Below are 18734 nucleotides of genomic sequence, written 5' to 3' on the forward strand. Positions count from 1 at the left end.
GGACAGGGATGCATTTCCACAATTACGTAACCAGCGCCGATCCGCCCGATGTTTCCTGCGGACCAAAAGTTCCATCCCGTCGTTCCCGGAAGACCTTGCCCCGTCGTCCGCGGCGACGAGGGCGTACGGTCCCGCCATCCTCAGAGACTTCATCATGCCCATACCGCTCATGCCTTGGCTGCCACGGAAGATCCAACACCCGATCAAGAGCCTGCTGGTTTTCACCGGTCAATCGCACCATAAATTCCAGATAAGCCACCGCCTCCGGAAAAAATGCACGGGAAGCCAATGGCACGGCACGGCGTCCATGATCTGCCGTCAATCGCGGTTGTGAGGCCAGAATCTCAGCGGTTCTGTAACGTACCGTTTTGGGAACCTGAACACGCTCCGTCAGTCCCCCGAAATGATCCATGGTCACCGAATGAAGTGCCAAGCCGTGATGATGCCCCTCTTTGGCCATTTCACCGGCGCGCGACTCATGCATCCCCCCAAACATCAGGGCAAATAGAAGAGCTGGCGTTACATCCCTGCCCGCCAGCCGCCATTCGTCAACCTGCTTGAGCGCCGCACTGATCCGCTTACACTGCGGCGTACCTTTTCCGGGGCCAAGCCACAACCCGAGGTCAGGGAAAAGCATTTCATAGAGCCTGAATTCACGCAAAAGCTCATAGGCACGTTGCGCCGCTTTACAAAAGAAAAGTTTCTGAACTTCTTCGTACAGACGTGAGCGGTTAGATGTCGCCAGCGTCTCATAGCTTTCCCGTATCGCCTGGGCTGTACCCGGAGCAATGGAAAAATCAAGCATCGCGGCAAATCGGATCGCACGCACCATCCGTACGGGATCTTCCACACATCGCACTCCAGGCTCACCAATAAAACGAATTACCCGACCTTTCAGATCTTCCAACCCGCCCACATAATCAATCAGTGAATAATCACGAATGTCATAAAATAATGCATTCACGGTAAAATCGCGTCGCAGGGCATCTTCCTCAGGAGATCCAAAAAGATTATCCCGGACAATCAACCCGTCTTCCCGCCGGACATGATGCGGGGTCGCCGGAGCAAAGAGTGGCTCGAAATTTTCCGAGGGATCAGCAGAGTCATCAGACGAATCGATAGCCTCTGGCTCAGGTGGCTGGTTGGCACGGAAGGTGGCCACTTCAATGATTTTATCACGCCCGAAAAAAACATGGGCCAACCTAAAACGGCGCCCGATCAACCGGCTGTTTCTGAAAATTTTCCGGATCTCATTTGGGGTGGCATCCGTGACGACATCAAAATCCTTGGGTTGCCGCCCCAAAAGCAAATCACGTACCCCTCCCCCAGCGATGTAGGAAATATAACCAGCCTCCTTGAGGCCATAGAGCACTTTAAGAGCTTCAGGACTGATGTTCTGGCGGCTTAAGGTATGATCTGAACGTTTAACAATGACAGGTTCCACACTGATTCCTCATAAAACACTCTAATAATCTCACGTTTATGGGCAAATTGTCAATCTTTGAACAATTTCTTCCACAACCTGGTCAATACTCAGGCCCGTGGTATCCACCACCTGGGCATCTTCTGCCAGTTTTAACGGTGCGGTTTTTCTGCCAGAATCCCGCTTATCTCGGGTCGTCAGCGAAACCATTACCTGCCCGACATTTGAGGACACCCTTTCTGGATTAAGTTCTGCATGGCGCCGGCGGGCACGCTCCTCCGGACTGGCATCCAAATAGAATTTGGCGGCAGCATCGGGGAAGACCACCGTTCCTATGTCGCGCCCTTCCATCACCAGATTCCCGAATCTGATCATCCCCTGCAGCCACTGGGTTACCTGCGCGCGGATCTCTGGGATTGCTGCAACAAAACTAACAGTTTCATTCACCTTCTCCGCCCGGATCTCCTCGCGGGGCTCATAGCCATCGATCCGATAGCGAACCGCACCATTCTCGACAAAGAAATCAAAGGCCATCCGCTTCATCGCCGCAACAACTGCCACCGAGTCAGAGGGCTCACAACCGGATTCGACCGCCTTCCAGGCGAGTCCTCGGTATAAAGCACCGGAGTCCACATATTGATAGCCCAACCGGGTCCCCACTTTTCGAGCCACTGTAGATTTCCCCGAGGCCGACGGGCCGTCAATCGCAATTACTTTATTCAGCACGGCCGCCAACCTTTCTTAAGTCATCCCAGAAACCCGGGTAAGATTTATTCACACAGGCAATGTCATCCATTCGCACAGGCGCATCGGCATACATCGCCAGAACCGACATCGCCATAGGAAGCCGGTGATCGCCATAACTGTCCACCGTTACCCCACCTTTCACCCGTGCCGACCCCTCAATAATCATCCCGTCAGGGGTTTCCTCAACCTTAACGCCCATCCGGGTAAGATTATCAACCACACTCCGAATCCGGTCAGATTCCTTCACCCTCAATTCAACGGCATCGCGAATCACCGTCCGCCCGTGAGCCAAAGCTCCGGCAACAGCCACCAGCGGTAACTCATCAATCAGGTCAGGAATCTCACTCCCTCCGACTTCGGTGCCTCGCAAAGAACGTCCTTCAACACGAATCACCCCCATACACTCACAAGCCGTTGCATCAGACGATTCCGTAAAGGTGATCGCCGCGCCCATCCGTTGCAATACGCTGATCAGCGCATTTCTCCGTGGATTCCAGCCTACGTTAGGTAATTCAATCACATGGCCCTCACCACAGGCCGCGGCGGTGATCCAAAAAGCGGCAGACGAAATGTCACCGGGCACACTCCATGAACGCGCCGTCATCCTGGGGCCAGCTACACCATACCCCTTCAGGGATACCCGAAAACCATCAACCGTTATCGGAACCCCCATGGCATTCAGCAACCGCTCCGTATGGTCACGAGTCGGACTGACTTCAGTTACAGTCGTGATGCCCTCGGCAAATAAGGCAGCTAACAGGACACAGGATTTAACCTGAGCAGATGCCACCGGCAACGCATATTCAATGCCCGTCAATTTTCCACCAGTGATCCGAATGGGGGCACAGCCTTTGTCTCCCAGCAACTCAACAGTTGCGCCCATTTTAGTCAGGGGATCGGCAATACGACGCATCGGCCGCGACCGCAACGAGGCGTCACCTGTCATCTCAGATGTAAACGCCTGCCCCGCCAGTAACCCGGCCAACAACCGCATACCGGTTCCAGAGTTACCCAAATCGAGTACTCGTGACGGTGCTTTGAATAGGCCTCCAACCCCGGTTACTTTAAGAATATCCCCTGAAAATTCATACTGGGCACCCAGTTGCGTCATGGCATTTAGAATAGTGACGCAATCCTCACTCCGGAGAAAGCCACGTACCGTTGTCGTCCCACAGGCATAGGACGCCAGCATGGCGATCCGGTGGGAAATGCTTTTATCACCTGGAACCGCCAAAGTCCCGCTCATCCGCCGACAGGGCGAGACCGTAATTGATTTGCCTATAGTCGTATTCATAAAGATTGGCCATTTTAAACTCCTTTCAGGAATAAGATCAAGCTGAACGGTCAGGACACCAGCAACTCCACATTAACTCAACTTCGCTCCATTTTGGGACAAGAGGATTCATGAATCCTCGAATGGCTGATGATAAAGACGAGCGGAAGCGACCCACATAAGTGAATGAGGGGTTGGCTATTGCTTGCCCTGGCTGGAGCACACATGCCGCAACGATTTATCCATCCGCGATTCGACCAGCACGGATCCGAATATATGCAAAAACTCAGCAAGCTCTGGATCTTTGTGATTCATACAGAACCTCTCTTCACTTTGTTCCTTAAGTTATGCAAATAAATCACCCTTTTATTGCCCAGCGGAGTTTCGCACAGGTTGCCCGGGAATTTGCCCGGCACTCCTCTGCCGAGGGCCGGATAGGTTCGACGGCAATTTCTGAGTAGATTCCCGAACGGAATCCTTCTTGAAAAGACTTTTTCACGCGTCGGTCTTCACCGGAATGGAAAGTCAGAATGGCAACACGTGCGCCTGTGGATAAACATACGGGCAGAAGACTTAGAAACTGATCAAGCACGGCAAATTCGTCATTAACGGCAATGCGCAACGCCTGGAAAGTTCTCTGCAACGATTTTTTAGTCTCTTCACGCCTGGTTTGTTCAGGGAGGCGTCGCAAGGCCTGCGTCACAAGATCCACAAGCTGCGAGGTTGAGTCAATTTTCAATCTGTTCGCAAACATCACTTCTGCAATTTCGTCGGCATGGGGTTCATCGGCATTTGAGATAAGAATTTGCGTTAATTCCTCCTGGGTGATTGACTTGAGCACCGTTGATGCTGGCTGCCCCCGGCCGGGATTGAGCCGGAGATCCAGCGGAGACTTAGTTTTAAAAGAAAATCCTCGGGACGGATTATCCAACTGCATTGACGAGACCCCCAGATCTGCCAACACAAAATCAAATCCTCCCCCCGCTTCAGGTAAAAGCTTAAGCACCCCTGCAAAGTTCAACCGCCGCACTAAAAGAACATCTTCAGAAAACCCGAGCTCTCGCAGCCGGGCTTCTGTTCTGGGCAGTTCCAAAGGATCCACATCAATGCCAATGAGTCGGCCGTCGGGAATAATCCGTTTCAGCAGTTCCTGCGCGTGACCACCATAGCCGAGAGTCGCATCAAGCCCCCTCATACCCGGTTTTAAAGCGAGTGCCTCGAGCACCTCATTGACAAGAATCGGCCGATGCATTCCGGCAGGAGTCTGTCCTCGCTCTACGACCTTCGTGACTTCCTCGGAATAGACCAGCGGATTCAGCTCCTTGTATTTTTCCCCAAAGCGCCGGGGATGTGTCCCCCTGTATCGCACTCTGCGTTTTTTATCAATATTGAGGTCGGTCATATTCCGTATAGATAGCACAACAGCAGCTAAAGTGAAACCCTTTCACCGGTTCGACGGGATCACAGAACGTCCCTAATGAGTTTCCGTCCTCTTGTTAAGAAGATGATAGAGGGTCGGCAACACAATCAGCGTCAGAAGCGTCGAAGTGATCAACCCACCCATGACCACAATGGCCAGAGGCTTCTGAATATCCGCGCCAGACCCGGTGGCATAAAGCATGGGCAAATGACCGATAAAACTCGTCAACGCGGTCATCAGCAGTGGCCGGAATCGAAGTTTACAGCCCTCACGAACCGTCTCGGATACCGAACGACCCCGCTCACGAAGTTGCCTGAAAAAGGCAACCAGAATGACGCCGTTCTGAACTGCGATACCAAGCAATACAATAAACGCAACGGCTGCTGAAACAGAAAGAGGAATCTGGAAAGCCACTACCGCGATCACACCGCCAACCAGCGCGAAGGGCAGATTTAGAAGCACCAAAAGCGAATGGGTCACGGAATCCAGCGCAAGATAGAGAAAAACTAGAATGAGGATGAGTGCCACCGGTAGTACCAGGGAAAGCTGACGCATAGCCCGTTGCTGATTCTCAAACTGTCCGCCATAGTCCACAAAGTACCCCGGCGGCAATTCTTTTATCAATGGCGCAATACTGGCCTGCACATCCCGGACAAAGCCGCCCAGATCCCGCCCCCGTATATTAGCCTCAACGACTACTCGTCTGATACCGTTTTCACGGCTGATTTGCGCAGGCGCTTCAACCATCTCTATTTTCGCGAACTGTCCCAGCGGAACCCGCACCCCATTCGGTGCCGGGATAAGTAGCCGCTCTATTTGCGGAATGTCCTCGCGTGCCGCTGCCGGATATCGGACAACGATGGCAAACCGACGCTGCCCTTCAATCAGGGTCCCGGCTACTTTGCCAGCCACGGCCGTCTCTATCGCCTCATTCACGTCCGCCACATTGATCCCGTAACGAGCCACGGCGCTTCGATCAATGACAACATTGACCTGATTCATGCCCGATATCTGCTCGATTTTCACATCCTGGCAGCCTTCAATCGACTGCATCGCCGGCGCAATACGATCTGAAAACTGCTTCAGTACCTCAAGATCCGGGCCGAATACCTTTACCGCCAAATCACTTTTTACACCGGAAATAAGCTCATTGACCCGCAGGGCAATCGGTTGCGAAAACGAATATCGGAGTCCGGGAATCACCGCTAAATCCTTTTGTATCGCCTCAACAAGGGCTTCCTTGTTACGGTCACTTTTCCATTGGCGGCGCGGTTTCAGCATGATGAAAACGTCCGTTTGTTCGGGCCCCATGGGATCCTCTGAAACCTCCGCTCGTCCGGTTTTACTAATCACCGCTTCGATCTCGGAAAATTTCTGCAGGCGTTGCTCGATCAGACCTGCCACGCGCGCGGAACCATCCAGAGAAGCATTGGGCAGACGAACCGCATTAATGGCAATGGCGCCTTCATCCAGCGGAGGCATGAACTCGGTTCCGATCATCGGCACCAGTGCCACCGCGGAGGCCAATACGGTAAAGGAGACTCCCAGAGTAATACCTGGCCGCCTGATCGCACGCTCCAACACCCTGAGATACCACTCGTGAAGCCGACGGATGATCTTGAACTCTTTTTCCGGAGCCAGTTTCAGCACGGAAGCCGAGATGACCGGAATAACCGTCAGGGCCACGGCCAATGATACCAGTAACGCAATCAACATGGTAAACGCCATGGGCGCGAACATTTTGCCCTCGACCCCCTGTAATGTGAACAGCGGCACCAAAATGACCACAATGATCAACACCGAGAAGGCCACAGGTCGCGCGACCTCAACAACCGCTCCAACCACAATTTGCCGCTTGTCAGCACCTTCATGCTTTTCCGCGAGATGCCGCCGGATATTTTCCACCACCACAATCGAGGCATCCACCACCATACCCACGGAAAACGCAAGTCCACCAAGGCTCATAAGATTGGAACTTAAACCGGTCCAGCCCATGATAATGAAGCTGACGAGAAAGGTGAATGGCAGAGAAAAGACAACCACCAGTGCCGTACGTAATTCGGCCACGAATAAAAACAGTATCAGTATCACGAAAATGCCACCTTCCAGCGTGGCGTCGACAACCGTACGAATACAGGCATCGATCAGCGAGGTCCGATCATAGAACACATTGACGCGAACCCCTTCTGGCAAAGCACTGTCCAGTTTCCCGATGGCGACCTTCACACGACTCACCACATCCTGGGAGTTCTCCCCTTTGAGCATAATGATCATACCCGCGACCACCTCCCCTTTCCCGTCCCGGGTAACGGCCCCCTGCCGGGGTTCAGAGCCAATCGTGATGTCCGCGACGTCTCTCAGGAATACAGGCGTCCCATCCTGCGCCATCAACACGATGCTGCCAATATCAGGTAGATCCTTTAATAATCCGACTCCGCGCAGGTAGAATTGTTCCCATCCGCGAACAATGATCCCACCAGCGGCATTGGCATTGTTTCGCTCCACGGCCTCGACCACTTCATTCGCAGTCAACCCGTATTTGATCAGTTTTTCCGGGGAGACGAGCACCTGATACTGTTTTACATACCCTCCGAAACTGTTGACCTCATTGACGCCAGGGGTGGGTTTCAACCTCGGCGCGATAAGCCAATCCTGGATGGTACGAAGTTCCATGGCATCATGTTTCTCGCTCTCCACCGTGTATTGCAGAATTTCGCCCAGGCCCGTACTGATTGGCCCAAGCTCCGGGTCAACACCCGGCGGCAACCGGTCACGGGCAATGGCCAGACGCTCTGAAACGATCTGGCGAGTCCAGTACGTATCCACACCGTCTTCAAATATGATGACGACCTGTGAGAGTTCAGCCTTGGAAAGCGACCGCACCTGCTTGACTTTAGGAAGTCCGCCCATGACTTGCTCGATTGGGTAACTCACCAGCTCTTCGACATCCACAGCCGCCAGCCCCGGGGCCTTGGTCAGGATCATCACCTGCACATTGGTAACGTCAGGAAAGGCATCGATGGGGAGCTGTTTCCAGGCCAGTATCCCGAGAAAAGCAAGTAAGACCGTGCCGAGAATGATCAGCAACCGCTGTTGCAGGATAACTTGAATGAATTTGTCAAACATGGCCATGTCCTCCCATTAATCAGCGCAACCAGCGCCCATTTTTTCACGCAATACATCTGACTTGAGCAGGAATGCCCCGTCGGTCACGACCTTTTCGCCCGCATGCAGGCCTTCCAGAATCTCGGCCATACCAAAAAACTCCCGTCCCTTACGTATGTCCTGCCGGACGAAATAATCATCCTTCCAGTGCTTGAAAACGAAGGACTTACCCTCATCCGAAAACACCGCGCCCCGTGGGGTCGCCACCACTTCCTCCGCATTATTAGTGCCGAGTGAGATTGTCGCGTCACAAAACATTCCAGGCCGCAATAGCATCTCGGGATTATCAATCGTGGCGCGCACTTTCACCGTGCGGGTTTGCTCGTTCATGGTCGCGCCCACATAATCTAGCTGGCCCTTAAAACTCTGGGCAGGAAAGGCGGCCACCTTGATTTTAACGGCTACCGATCCGCGTTTTTCACTTGCAAGCAGTTCCGCCAGATCACGTGAATGCACATTGGCCCAGACCCAGACTGAGGATAGATCAGTAAGCAGCATGAAATCTTTTCCAGGCTCCGCAACTTCGCCGGCCACCGCATGCTTTTCAATGATGGTTCCTGAGGCAGGTGCACGAACGGTCAGAACGCCCTTGCTTACCCAGTGCGTGGAATCACGAGTTTTCGCCAGATCCTCATCAGTCAGTCCCAGCACATGGAGCATCTGTTCAGAGGCTTTAAGATCTGTGCGATGCTGCTCAAATGCCATCTGAGCGTTGATCATGTCCTGCTCGGATCCGACCTTCTGTTCTTTGAGCCTGGATTCACGCACGAACACCTTCTCTGACAGGTCACTAAGGGTACGATTACGTTCATAATCAGTCAGGGCCTTGCCAAATTCCACACTGGCGAGAGTGATCAAGGCATCACCCGTCTTCACGCGTTTTCCGATATCCACAGAAACGGTCTCAATAATACCGGCAATACGGGGACTGATATGCACAGTCGTATTCTCGTTCAGCGCGACCTCCCCTGTGGTCGCCAGTATGTCAACTACCTTCGTCCACGCCACCACTTGCGTCTGCACCAATCCGGTACCGTCCTTATGTTTCATCAGGGTGGGATCCAGTTTCACGACACCTGCCTCGTAGCGACATTCGTCACACTGATAGATCGGTATGTCATGCTCGCACTTCACGAACAGACGCTCTTCGAGGGAATTCCCCTTCCCGCACCCATCATCTTTTCCACATCCCGCAGGCTGATCCGCTCCATAACCATTCGATATCGATAAAGAAACCAACAAGGCACAAAGCCCGTTTGTAATTGTCCATTTATTAGTACTCATATTCTTATTACTCCTTTGTATATCATTGACTGACTTGTGTCGGGGTTCCCGTCAATCTTTCCACATCCGCCGCAGCCTTGTGATAGGTCGCCAGCACGTCAAGGTAACGGGATTTTGCTTCACCAAGCGTACGTTGTGTATCCAGCACCTCCAAATACCCGAATTTCCCCTCTCGATATCCTATTTGTGCCGCATCGAAAGCTTGTTGCGCGCCCGGGAGCAATTCTCCCTTGGTTGTCAACGCTTCGGCCCTCGCCATGACGAGAAGGTTATGAGCCTCAACCAGATCCGTGGTTGCACGCAAGCGGGCTGTGCGTTGTTCATATTCCGCGCGGCTTGCAAGATGTTTCGCCGCAAGAATGCCTCCAGTGTTGCGATTGAACAACGGGAGAGGCATCGACAGCCCCGCAATACCAGCTTGGGAGCCATCTTCCGCAAAGCGACTGATACCGGCACTGATTTCGATGCTGGGAATACGCTCCGCCTTGGCTAGCGCCAGAGCACCCTTGCTTAGCGCCTCTCCATCTTTCCAGCGGGCAACTTCAGGCGTTTTGTCTATTAATGCTGTGAATGTCTCAACTGAAGGAACATCATTGACATCGTCTAGATCGCCGTCAGCCTCTTTGAACAAGGGTATTGTCCCGCCCCATGATGCCGCAAGGCGTTTGCGCACCGTATCTAACTCTCGTTTAGCTCGATCCCGCACAATTCGGGCGGCAGCTACTTCGACGCCCGCTTTCGTTTCCTCAAGAGGCGTGACTTTACCGGCTTTCACCCTTTGTGCCGCGGCCTGATGCACGTCTTCAGAAACAAGGAGAAGAGATTCAGCTAGTTTAAGCTGGCCCTGCTTCAGCAGAACATCCACAAACACCTTCTTAGTCTGAGTAAGCACATCCAAGCGTTTAGACTCATAATCCCAGCCAGCTAACCGGGCTTCCGTCCGCGCTACCTTCTGGCGTTTGCCTCGTTTCCCTCCCAGTTCAATAGTCTGAATTAGGCGGGCCGTTGTTTGCACCGCATCGTATCCTTGGCGTGCCCCTGAACCCCCGAACTCCTCTGCATTCAGCTCAAGAGTTGGATTCTGCCAAGCGCCCGCTTGCTGCGCGTACCCCTCTGCAGCCTGAACTCCATGCAACGAGCTCGTCAATTCGGGGTTATGCATCATCGCCAATTCAAGTGTTTGCCGAAGCGTAAGTACTCCATCAGGCTCCTGGTTGTCCGCATACACCTGCAATCCCGTTCCCATCAAGGCTAGCGACAGTAGGCCTGGCATACATGCGTGAAAAAAAATCAATTTCTGTTTCATGAATTCTCCTATTGCTTGAAAAAGTAAGTGTTATCAGCCGCTTTTGAGGCGCGACAAGACGGAATCCGCCCTTGGTATTGGCACCAGCAAGTAAAGCCAGGCTAAAGCTCAATGACGGAAAAGGGCGAAACGCCCTTAGGCGGAGATAGGTGGACGGAAGACGTCAGCTATCAGAAGAATTCCCGAGCACTGGGTGTCGGAAAATATGACACAATGAAACACTGAAGCAAATGGGGTATTGGGATTATCGCCGAAAGCAAAAGTCGGTTCCGAGTGACAAACACACGTACAAGTTGTTTCGCAGGTGTCCCCGTAAGAGTCACTACAAACCTTAAAATCCGCCATCGCAGCATCGAAAGCAGCAATAATCAGGACAAATGAAATAAATTTCCGCAACGAAAACATAATCGCGATAAAGTATGTAACTCGCAGGGCAATGTCAATTTGAACTGCGAGGATATTTACAAAACCTGATTCCTGCAAAAAAATACTCCAACCTTGTCGCCCTGTTGTGTATGCTGTTTGACAACTCATGATTTACAGACTCATCATTCTCAGTGGGGATAGGCGCGGCGAACAAATTACGCTTACCCAGGATCCCATGCGTATCGGCAGGGCTGACTCGTGCGAAATCCTGGTAAATGACCCCGAAATTGCGCTATCTCATGCAGAAATCACCCATACCCCTGAAGGACTTTTCATCCGCGATCTCGGGTCTATGAACCGCCTTCTGATCAACCATCATGAGGTCCATCAGGCACACCCCAAACATGGCGATGTCGTTGAAGTGGGCCACACACGCTTTCTGATCCAAGCCTACGTTCAGGCTGAAGTTCAGGGGGGGGGCGACCAGGAAGATTCCGAAGATCAAGCGAATCGCCGCAAACCATGGCTCGTGGGTGGCGGATTAATCCTGGTAGTGGCCTGCATGTTTATATTTATTCCCCGTTGCGAGCGCCTCATGATCACCCCTCGGACTCCTCTGGCTAAACCGACGTCATCCCCCGTCTTTCCCCCACTCGTCCGGACGGTAATTAAAAAGCCCGTGCCAGTCGTTCCGGTATCCGTGGTGCCGACCACCATTCCTGCGCCGGTGGTAGTAACACCGCCACCTCTAAAACTGGAACCGGTTAACGTTCCTCCCAAGCCCCGCGCCGAACCCACACCGGTCAAAGCAGAACCGGTACAAACAATCGAACCCGTACCGGTCAAGGAGGAACCCGTTCCGGTCAAAACCGAGTTTGCACCGATCAAAGTGGAGCCTGCTGTGGCACACCCTCAACCTAAGAAAAACCCGACCACCGACCTGATTGCCGCTGCCCAGAAGGAACTTCAGGAAGCCACTCTGATCCTGATGGGGACCAAGTCAACAGGGACAACAGAAAACGTCATGAACATCACCTCGAATGACACCCCTCTGCCTGTGACCATCATCCCCACCAACCCGCCCACAGTCCAGGAACCCGCTGTCACGCCTCTTGGCGGCCTCATCAAAATCATGGGCACAGACATCAATAAATTCCCGGAAACCGAGCAATTTCGCGAAATGCGGCTGCTCACAATCCGTCTGACTGCCTCGGAGCTTCAAAAGGAAATCGATCCGGATGGCGTGCGGGTAGAGGTGATCTTCATCGATCGGGATAAACGTTCCGGCCAAATTATCCCCGCCTCGTCCCGCGGGCCATCGTCGGCCTTGACCGTACAGGAAAAGTGGCAGTCTGCCGAACAGAAAACCATAATGGCTTCCTATGTCGTCCCGGCAACCCTCCCCCCAACCGAACGCACAGTTCAATATTACGGGTTCAGAATCCGTGTATTTTATTTTGAGAAGCTACAGGATGAACTCAGCCAGCCCAAGGATCTTCCTAAAGGAATCGGTTCTACCGCCACAAATGAGGCCACGCCTCCTGCTCCCTGACCGTTTGCGAACCAGTTTGGATAAAGATTATGCGAGAAAAAATTTCAGCCTGTGTTTTAGCATTTAACGAAGAGAAGAAAATCGGACAGTGCCTCAAAAGCCTGACGTGGTGCGACGAACTGATCGTACTCGACAGCTTCAGCACGGATCGTACGGTGGAGATCTGCCGCCAGTATACCGATAATGTTTATCAGCGCCATTGGCTCGGATATGTGGGCCAACGCAATACGGTCCGCGAATTCGCACAACACCCCTGGGTCCTGTTCATGGATTCCGATGAGGAAATGTCGCCAGCGCTCCGTGAAGAAATTCTAGCCACAATGGATTCCGGAAATAATCGAATCGTGGGGTATGAATTCCCGCGCCAGGTCTTCTATCTTGGTCGATGGATTCGCCATGGCGAATGGTACCCTGATGTCAAACTCCGCCTTTTTAAAAAGGATTTCGGACGGACAGAAGGGCAGGAACCCCATGACAAAGTCGTCGTTCGCGGCCCCGTCAGGCGCTTAAATAATCCTATCTGGCACTATACCTATGACGATCTTGCCGACCACATCAATACCCTCAATCGTTTTTCAACCATCACCGCGCAACAACGTTTCGTTCAGGGCCGCCGATTCCACTGGTCAGAAATGATTATACATCCCCTCGCCCGTTTTTTCAAGGGATACATCCTTAAACAGGGCTTCCGTGATGGAAAACATGGGCTAACCATTGCCCTTATGTCCTCCTATGGCGCTTTTCTTAAATATGCCAAGCAATGGGAACTCGCACTGAAACACACACGCTACTCCAGAGCCATGCCTGACCGAACCAACATGAAGGACGGACTTCAGTGAGAGAGAGATTGTTCCTGCATCTCTTTTGCATGTTGATAAGCATTCCTCTACTTCCCCTCTCCGCCTCACCTCTCGCGTTGGACGAGGCCATTCAAACGGCTCTGCAACATAATGCCCGCCTGGCCTATGGAAGTCTGGCCGTGGATCGCCAACGATTGGGCGTAACCTCGGCCCGCCAGGAGTTCGATCCAGAAATTTCCCCGAATGGCTCCCTCAACAATACCGACGGCAACACGGACTGGCGTTATGGGATCCGGGCGCAAAAGAAATTTCTCTGGGGAACAGAAATTGGGCTGGGCCCCGAAGTCACCCACTATCCTTCTTTTGTGGATGATGCCTGGCGTTCGGCTGTAAAAGTGGACATTCGCCAACCTTTGTTCAGAAATTTCGGAAAACTGGTAAACGAAGAAGGCATCACCGCGGCCAGCGAACGGCTCCGTGCCGAGGAGCGCCGCTGGGAACTTCAAAAGGCGGATATTGTCGTGGATGTGGTTCGTTCATTCGAAACCATACTCCGCCTCCAAAAACAAATTGAATGCGATAAGGCTATTCTTGAGAGAACTGATAAACTGCGCGAGTTGACACGTATTCGCGAACGACAGGGGCGTGCCTCACATGTCGACACATTGCGGATCGATCTTCTCTATGGCCAGGCTCAATCACGCCAGGAAACCCACACGGAAGAATTTTTCTCGGCCTCCCGTGAGCTGGCAGAACTACTGGGCTTCCCGCCTGAACAAAGCATTGAACTGGCAACAACCCCCTTGCCCGATCTGGACGTCCCACCCATGGAAGCCGCCATCCAAACGTCCCTGAGCAACCGTCTTGACTATGCTCAATCCCTGGACGATTACCGAAGTCTGCAACGCCAGGTTAAACTGGCTCGGCGAAAACTTGAACCGGATCTCACACTTGTGGCGGAAAACCAACAATATGATCAAGACAACCACTTTTCTGGTTCAACGGATTTTAATAACAACCTTTGGACTGTCGGTCTTGCAGGCCAGATGGATCTCCTGCAACATCGCAACAAAACGGCCGTCAACACGGCCAAGGTGGATGTCCAGTCTGCGTGGGAGGCCATTTGCATTAAAAGGAGAACCCTGGCTCGCGAAGTTCAGCAAGCGGTCTCTGCCTATCGCCAGGTTCGTGCTGAATTCACGATTGCGGGCCGGAACTATGAAGCAGCCCAGTCCCGGGCAGAACTGGCCCGCCGCCTGTTTGAGATGGGACGGGGCGACAACTTTGCGGTCTCCGATGCTGAAAATGCTTTCGTCGAGGCCGAATCTACGCTCCTATCTACTCGCGCCAGAATCTGCGTGGCCGGATACAATCTTTTTCGAATCATGGGTATCCTTACAGAAGCCCCTCAGTCTCTAAAACCCAACCCCTTATGAAAAACATCATCCTGATATTAATCATGACCATCCTCGTCGGAGGCTGCGGAAAACCCTCCGCCACTGAACCCGCATCGCATGATGAAGCCATTGTCACCCGTGGCCCCCTGTCGGTCTGGACCCCCTGCGACGGCACACTCGAAGCCCGGCGGGTTGAAACCATTCTCTCCCAGTTTCAAGGAAGGGCCACTCTCATCGAATTGATTACCGAAGGCTCACACGTGCAACGGGGCGACCTACTGGCACGTCTGGACGCCTCCCAATTGGAGACCGATCTTGTCAAATTGAAGAGTGAATACGCCCGGACTGAGGCTGAATTGGATGCCTTACAAAACGCCACTATCCCCTTGGAAAGACAGGATTTTGAGGTTCAGCTCAATGATCTTAACTACCAATATGATACCGAAAAACAGATCCTGGTGGATACCCGTGAGCTCGTGGAACGTAAATTGGTATCACGTCGAGAGATTGCCCAGCAGGAATTGAAACTGGCCAGCCTTGAGGCTAAGGCCTCTCAAATTGAACAACATCGAAAACTCGCCGAAACCCACTTGCACCCGGCAAAACTGACGCAGGCCCGTGCGGCTGTAGATGCTGCCAGGCAGCAATTGTTACTGGCACAGCAACAATTCTCCAACTGTGTGGTCACCGCCCCATCGGACGGATTGGCCGTATATCTCCCGCTACATGTCGGCAATGAATTCAGAGCTCTCCGGGTGGGCGATACGCTCTATCCCAACCAGCCATTCCTCTGTATCCCGGACATGAGTGAATTCATTATCCCGTGTTTCATTCCCGAGTCGGATCTTTCACGAGTCCGGATTGGTCAGTCCGCACTTGTCACTCCGCTGGCTTATCCCGACCTCCATTTGACAGCAACCGTGGAAAGTGTTGGCATCATGGCGCAAACACAACCAGGTTATCCTGTCTGGCAGAAATATTTTCGTGTGGTGATTCGTATTGATCAACTTGACGGTCGGCTACGACCAGGGATGTCGCTACACGTGGAAGTATGTTCCTACACTCAGCCTGCAGCCATCCTGATCCCACGGAGTGCCGTTCAATGGGATCAGGGGAAAGGATCATGCCGGGTTCGTACTTTGAGAGGTTTTGAGCACCGCCCCTTGAAACTTGGATGGAGTGATACCCGCTTTCATGAAGTACTTGAAGGAGTTGTCGTAGGCGACAAACTGATCCAGCCATGACCTCCGCGCCCCCACCCATTCTCAAACTGGAGAACATATCCAAGTCGTTTTCCACTTCCCACGGTTCCGCGCTGGTTCTGCGCTCGGTCAATATCAGCATTCATCCCGGTGAGTTTGTGGCCATTATGGGGCCCTCCGGCTCGGGCAAGACCACCTTCCTTAATCTTGCGGCACTTTTGGATCGTCCGACCTCTGGAACTATACATTTCGGGGGGCAGGATATTTCCGTTCTGGATGAGACCACGATGAACACCCTCCGGAAGCACCGTATTGGGATGGTTTTTCAGCACTTCTGCCTGTTGAGCCACCGGACTGTGATGGAAAATGTCCTCTTTAGATTTCGATACCTCGATGTCCCAAGGGCTCAGGCTTTAAACCTCGCACGGCAGGCCTTGGCAGAGATGAGCCTCACTCCCCATGCTGATCAGCCGGCCCGGCTGCTATCAGGCGGGGAAATGCAGCGCACGGCAATTGCCCGCGCCGTTGCCGCTCCGCCCGACCTACTCCTCGTTGATGAACCCACAGGAAACCTTGACCGGGATTCCGCCGAAGTCGTCATGCAGTGTTTCCAGAACCTGAACCTGAGAGGAATCACCATCTTGTTGGCTACCCACAATCCCGCTCTATTGAAATATTGTAACCGGTGCCTCACCTGCCGCGACGGAACGGTCGTCGAAACATCCACCAAGGAGTAACCCCATGCGCTGGATGGCACTAATATATGACCTTGGCGAAGGCACGCGTTCCCAGCCGACACGTACCGGCCTCTCTTTTGCCAGCCTCACAATCGGAATGGTTGCCTTGGTCACTCTGCTCGCCATTCTGGGTGGAGTTCGTCAGAAAACCCAAATTATGATTGGTGAACTCGGCGTTAACGTCTTTGGTCTCGTCCAACCCGCGGAGATTTCACGCAAAGCAGGAAATTCACCGCTTTCGCGTCGCCATGCGGATTACCTAACAGCTAACCTCCCGGAAACCACAGTAACCGGCATGCGACTTGACGACGGTGCCGCGGCAGGGCTCCCTGTCGGCGCCGTGCTGGTGGCAACAGATGAAAGCCTCTTCCAGGTACGCCCTTGGCGCATCGTCCAGGGCCGCGCCATCGACGCCACAGATATCCGAACCCGATCCCATTATGCCATGGCGAGCACAGCCCTGGCGCAGGTCATGAATCTCACAGTAGGCAGTGATGTGCGCCTCCGAAATATGACCTTTCGCATCGTTGGGCTTGTAGAAATCGAAGCAGGCACATTAGAGTCTGGCGATACCCAGCCCGGCGTCACGCCCGGGAATCGTCTGTTTCTAGTCCCTTGGAGCGTCCCAGCCTGCTGGTCCACCGAAACGGTGTTCGACGCCGCCCGGGTGGACGCGATTTTCATCAAGGGTTCCGCACCCGCCCATTTTGACAACAACACCCGTCGTACCAGGGCCTTAATGCAGCAGCCCGACTATGCCGTGGAAGGCCTATCTTGGATCACCCCCCAAAGCCTGATCCACCGTCTCATGCGTTACCAGCGCCTGATCATGCTGGCGGGCGGAACCATCGTACTCTTATGTCTCATTCTGGGAGGCCTGACGCTGACCAGTCTGCTGCTGACCGGTGTTCAAACGCGTGTCCCGGAAATCGGATTGCGCCGGGCATTGGGAGCATCCCCTGCTGACATTGGCATTTTATTCATGTGTGAAGCCCTACTCATCACACTATCCGCTACAGTGGTAGGCACGGGTGGCGCATGGATTCTGTTGAAGATGACTCTGGCCTGGAGTCCCCTTCCCGTCTACCTTGGTGCTACCGTAGCCGCTATTCCACTCCTGTCAGGCATCATTCTGGGAGTCATTTTCAGTTACTGGCCCGCCCGGGCTGCCGCCCGAATTTCTCCTTCCGAAGCCTTGAGAAATGAATGACGAGGAGCACCTACAATTCGTCTCTATCAGGTTTAAGCTTTGTAGTAGATACTTTGATGGCCTGGATGGTGGCATTAGTATCTGGCGGGCTAAATACAGATCCACCATGCCACCAGCCTGAAGCTACATGCCACATTTCGTGCCCCAAGTCTTCAAAGTTGGGCATCGGCTTACCATTGATATCTTTATTTTTTGACCATGAGACATAAATAATGCCTTTAAATGCATCATAATATGAATTGCAATAAGGGGCAAAAGGATCATAAGGGACACGCTCGGCAAGCATGGCAGCCATATTGGCTTCATCGACACAAATAATTGAAATTTCCCTAGTAACGAATTTCTTAGAAGGGATAGGCGGATCGCAGCCCGCAAACAGCAAAACCAAAATTATTGCTATATATCTCATATTTTAATTTTAGCACTAATTACAAGATTATCAAGACAATTAAATTATTGGCGTCCTCATAATCCCCCGCTATCCTCATCAGCTTCAAAAAAGCATATCAAAGATGATTTCGGGTTTCTGACATTTATATTCTTGTCTGCATACCCCAATCATCTTATCTTTTCGCCTGATTTGGCGTTGTACGAAATAAGGAAATCGTCATGAATTCTACATCTTATCGATTGTTTGGCTTGGTATTAGCCTCATGGTTTGCGACTATTCAGGCCTTTTCGGCGCCAGTCCCCCCCTCCCTCCATATTGAGCATGCTCCCGTCACTCTTGCCGTATGGGGGCAGGACGTTCTTTTCAGGGCACAAGTGATGCCCGGCGCGAATCCCATCAAGAATGTGACACTGTTCTACGCCGTTTCACGTGATGCTGCGCCCTATAAAGTAGCCATGCAG

General features: G+C 52.8%; 15 protein-coding genes. 7 read left to right on the forward strand and 8 right to left on the reverse strand.

The window, feature by feature from the left end; genetic code table 11:
* Positions 1-22: 22 nt before the first annotated feature.
* From pcnB to WCI03_10655, 7 genes are all read right to left on the reverse strand, one after another.
* Positions 23-1444, reverse strand: a complete 1422-nt coding sequence (pcnB, locus tag WCI03_10625; GenBank protein MEI8140307.1) for a polynucleotide adenylyltransferase PcnB — start codon at positions 1442-1444, stop codon at positions 23-25.
* 36 nt (positions 1445-1480) lie between these two features.
* On the reverse strand, positions 1481-2149 hold the full coding sequence (gene cmk / locus WCI03_10630; GenBank protein ID MEI8140308.1) for a (d)CMP kinase: 669 nt from the start codon (positions 2147-2149) through the stop codon (positions 1481-1483).
* Positions 2139-3464: a 3-phosphoshikimate 1-carboxyvinyltransferase gene (gene aroA, locus WCI03_10635; GenBank protein ID MEI8140309.1), complete on the reverse strand. Its 1326-nt coding sequence runs from the start codon at positions 3462-3464 to the stop codon at positions 2139-2141. Before aroA ends, cmk begins: the two co-directional genes overlap by 11 nt.
* Before the next feature lie 337 nt (positions 3465-3801).
* Positions 3802-4845 carry a 16S rRNA (cytosine(1402)-N(4))-methyltransferase RsmH gene (gene rsmH / locus WCI03_10640; GenBank protein ID MEI8140310.1) on the reverse strand — a complete coding sequence of 348 codons (1044 nt, stop codon included), beginning with the start codon at positions 4843-4845 and terminating at the stop codon, positions 3802-3804.
* Positions 4846-4917: 72 nt separating this feature from the next.
* Complete coding sequence (locus WCI03_10645; GenBank protein MEI8140311.1) at positions 4918-7989, reverse strand: CusA/CzcA family heavy metal efflux RND transporter; 3072 nt, start codon at positions 7987-7989, stop codon at positions 4918-4920.
* A gap of 15 nt (positions 7990-8004) precedes the next feature.
* Positions 8005-9312 carry an efflux RND transporter periplasmic adaptor subunit gene (locus WCI03_10650; GenBank protein ID MEI8140312.1) on the reverse strand — a complete coding sequence of 436 codons (1308 nt, stop codon included), beginning with the start codon at positions 9310-9312 and terminating at the stop codon, positions 8005-8007.
* A gap of 22 nt (positions 9313-9334) precedes the next feature.
* Positions 9335-10618, reverse strand: a complete 1284-nt coding sequence (locus WCI03_10655; protein MEI8140313.1) for a TolC family protein — start codon at positions 10616-10618, stop codon at positions 9335-9337.
* 532 nt (positions 10619-11150) lie between these two features.
* On the opposite strand from WCI03_10655, the gene WCI03_10660 reads away from it, so the two are divergent.
* The 6 genes from WCI03_10660 to WCI03_10685 are packed head-to-tail and all read left to right on the forward strand — an operon-like array spanning position 11151 to position 17882.
* On the forward strand, positions 11151-12536 hold the full coding sequence (locus WCI03_10660; GenBank protein MEI8140314.1) for an FHA domain-containing protein: 1386 nt from the start codon (positions 11151-11153) through the stop codon (positions 12534-12536).
* A gap of 29 nt (positions 12537-12565) precedes the next feature.
* On the forward strand, positions 12566-13375 hold the full coding sequence (locus WCI03_10665; GenBank protein ID MEI8140315.1) for a glycosyltransferase family 2 protein: 810 nt from the start codon (positions 12566-12568) through the stop codon (positions 13373-13375).
* On the forward strand, positions 13372-14772 hold the full coding sequence (locus WCI03_10670; GenBank protein MEI8140316.1) for a TolC family protein: 1401 nt from the start codon (positions 13372-13374) through the stop codon (positions 14770-14772). The genes WCI03_10665 and WCI03_10670 overlap by 4 nt, the downstream gene beginning before the upstream one ends.
* Positions 14769-15977 (forward strand): efflux RND transporter periplasmic adaptor subunit, encoded by a 1209-nt coding sequence (locus WCI03_10675; GenBank protein ID MEI8140317.1) that lies wholly within the window; start codon positions 14769-14771, stop codon positions 15975-15977. Before WCI03_10670 ends, WCI03_10675 begins: the two co-directional genes overlap by 4 nt.
* Positions 15974-16672: an ABC transporter ATP-binding protein gene (locus WCI03_10680; protein MEI8140318.1), complete on the forward strand. Its 699-nt coding sequence runs from the start codon at positions 15974-15976 to the stop codon at positions 16670-16672. Before WCI03_10675 ends, WCI03_10680 begins: the two co-directional genes overlap by 4 nt.
* A 4-nt stretch (positions 16673-16676) precedes the next feature.
* On the forward strand, positions 16677-17882 hold the full coding sequence (locus WCI03_10685; GenBank protein ID MEI8140319.1) for an ABC transporter permease: 1206 nt from the start codon (positions 16677-16679) through the stop codon (positions 17880-17882).
* 10 nt (positions 17883-17892) lie between these two features.
* Here the strand turns inward: WCI03_10685 and WCI03_10690 are convergent, their stop codons facing one another.
* Positions 17893-18291, reverse strand: a complete 399-nt coding sequence (locus WCI03_10690) for a hypothetical protein (protein ID MEI8140320.1) — start codon at positions 18289-18291, stop codon at positions 17893-17895.
* 200 nt (positions 18292-18491) lie between these two features.
* Between WCI03_10690 and WCI03_10695 the strand changes: the two genes are divergently transcribed.
* On the forward strand, positions 18492-18734 hold a 243-nt coding region (locus tag WCI03_10695), incomplete at its 3' end, for a hypothetical protein (GenBank protein MEI8140321.1).

This window comes from bacterium (assembly GCA_037143175.1).
In the GTDB taxonomy this organism is placed as follows: domain Bacteria; phylum Verrucomicrobiota; class Kiritimatiellia; order CAIKKV01; family CAITUY01; genus JAABPW01.

Bases quoted from the DNA above. Each gene is read 5' to 3' on its own strand.
- WCI03_10680 (MEI8140318.1), top strand. From the start codon at position 15,974: ATGACCTCCGCGCCCCCACCCATTCTCAAACTGGAGAACATATCCAAG.
- WCI03_10675 (MEI8140317.1), top strand. From the start codon at position 14,769: ATGAAAAACATCATCCTGATATTAATCATGACCATCCTCGTCGGAGGC.
- WCI03_10665 (MEI8140315.1), top strand. From the start codon at position 12,566: ATGCGAGAAAAAATTTCAGCCTGTGTTTTAGCATTTAACGAAGAGAAG.
- aroA (MEI8140309.1), bottom strand. From the start codon at position 3,464: ATGAATACGACTATAGGCAAATCAATTACGGTCTCGCCCTGTCGGCGG.
- WCI03_10685 (MEI8140319.1), top strand. From the start codon at position 16,677: ATGCGCTGGATGGCACTAATATATGACCTTGGCGAAGGCACGCGTTCC.
- WCI03_10645 (MEI8140311.1), bottom strand. From the start codon at position 7,989: ATGTTTGACAAATTCATTCAAGTTATCCTGCAACAGCGGTTGCTGATC.
- WCI03_10690 (MEI8140320.1), bottom strand. From the start codon at position 18,291: ATGAGATATATAGCAATAATTTTGGTTTTGCTGTTTGCGGGCTGCGAT.
- WCI03_10650 (MEI8140312.1), bottom strand. From the start codon at position 9,312: ATGAGTACTAATAAATGGACAATTACAAACGGGCTTTGTGCCTTGTTG.
- WCI03_10655 (MEI8140313.1), bottom strand. From the start codon at position 10,618: ATGAAACAGAAATTGATTTTTTTTCACGCATGTATGCCAGGCCTACTG.
- rsmH (MEI8140310.1), bottom strand. From the start codon at position 4,845: ATGACCGACCTCAATATTGATAAAAAACGCAGAGTGCGATACAGGGGG.
- WCI03_10660 (MEI8140314.1), top strand. From the start codon at position 11,151: ATGATTTACAGACTCATCATTCTCAGTGGGGATAGGCGCGGCGAACAA.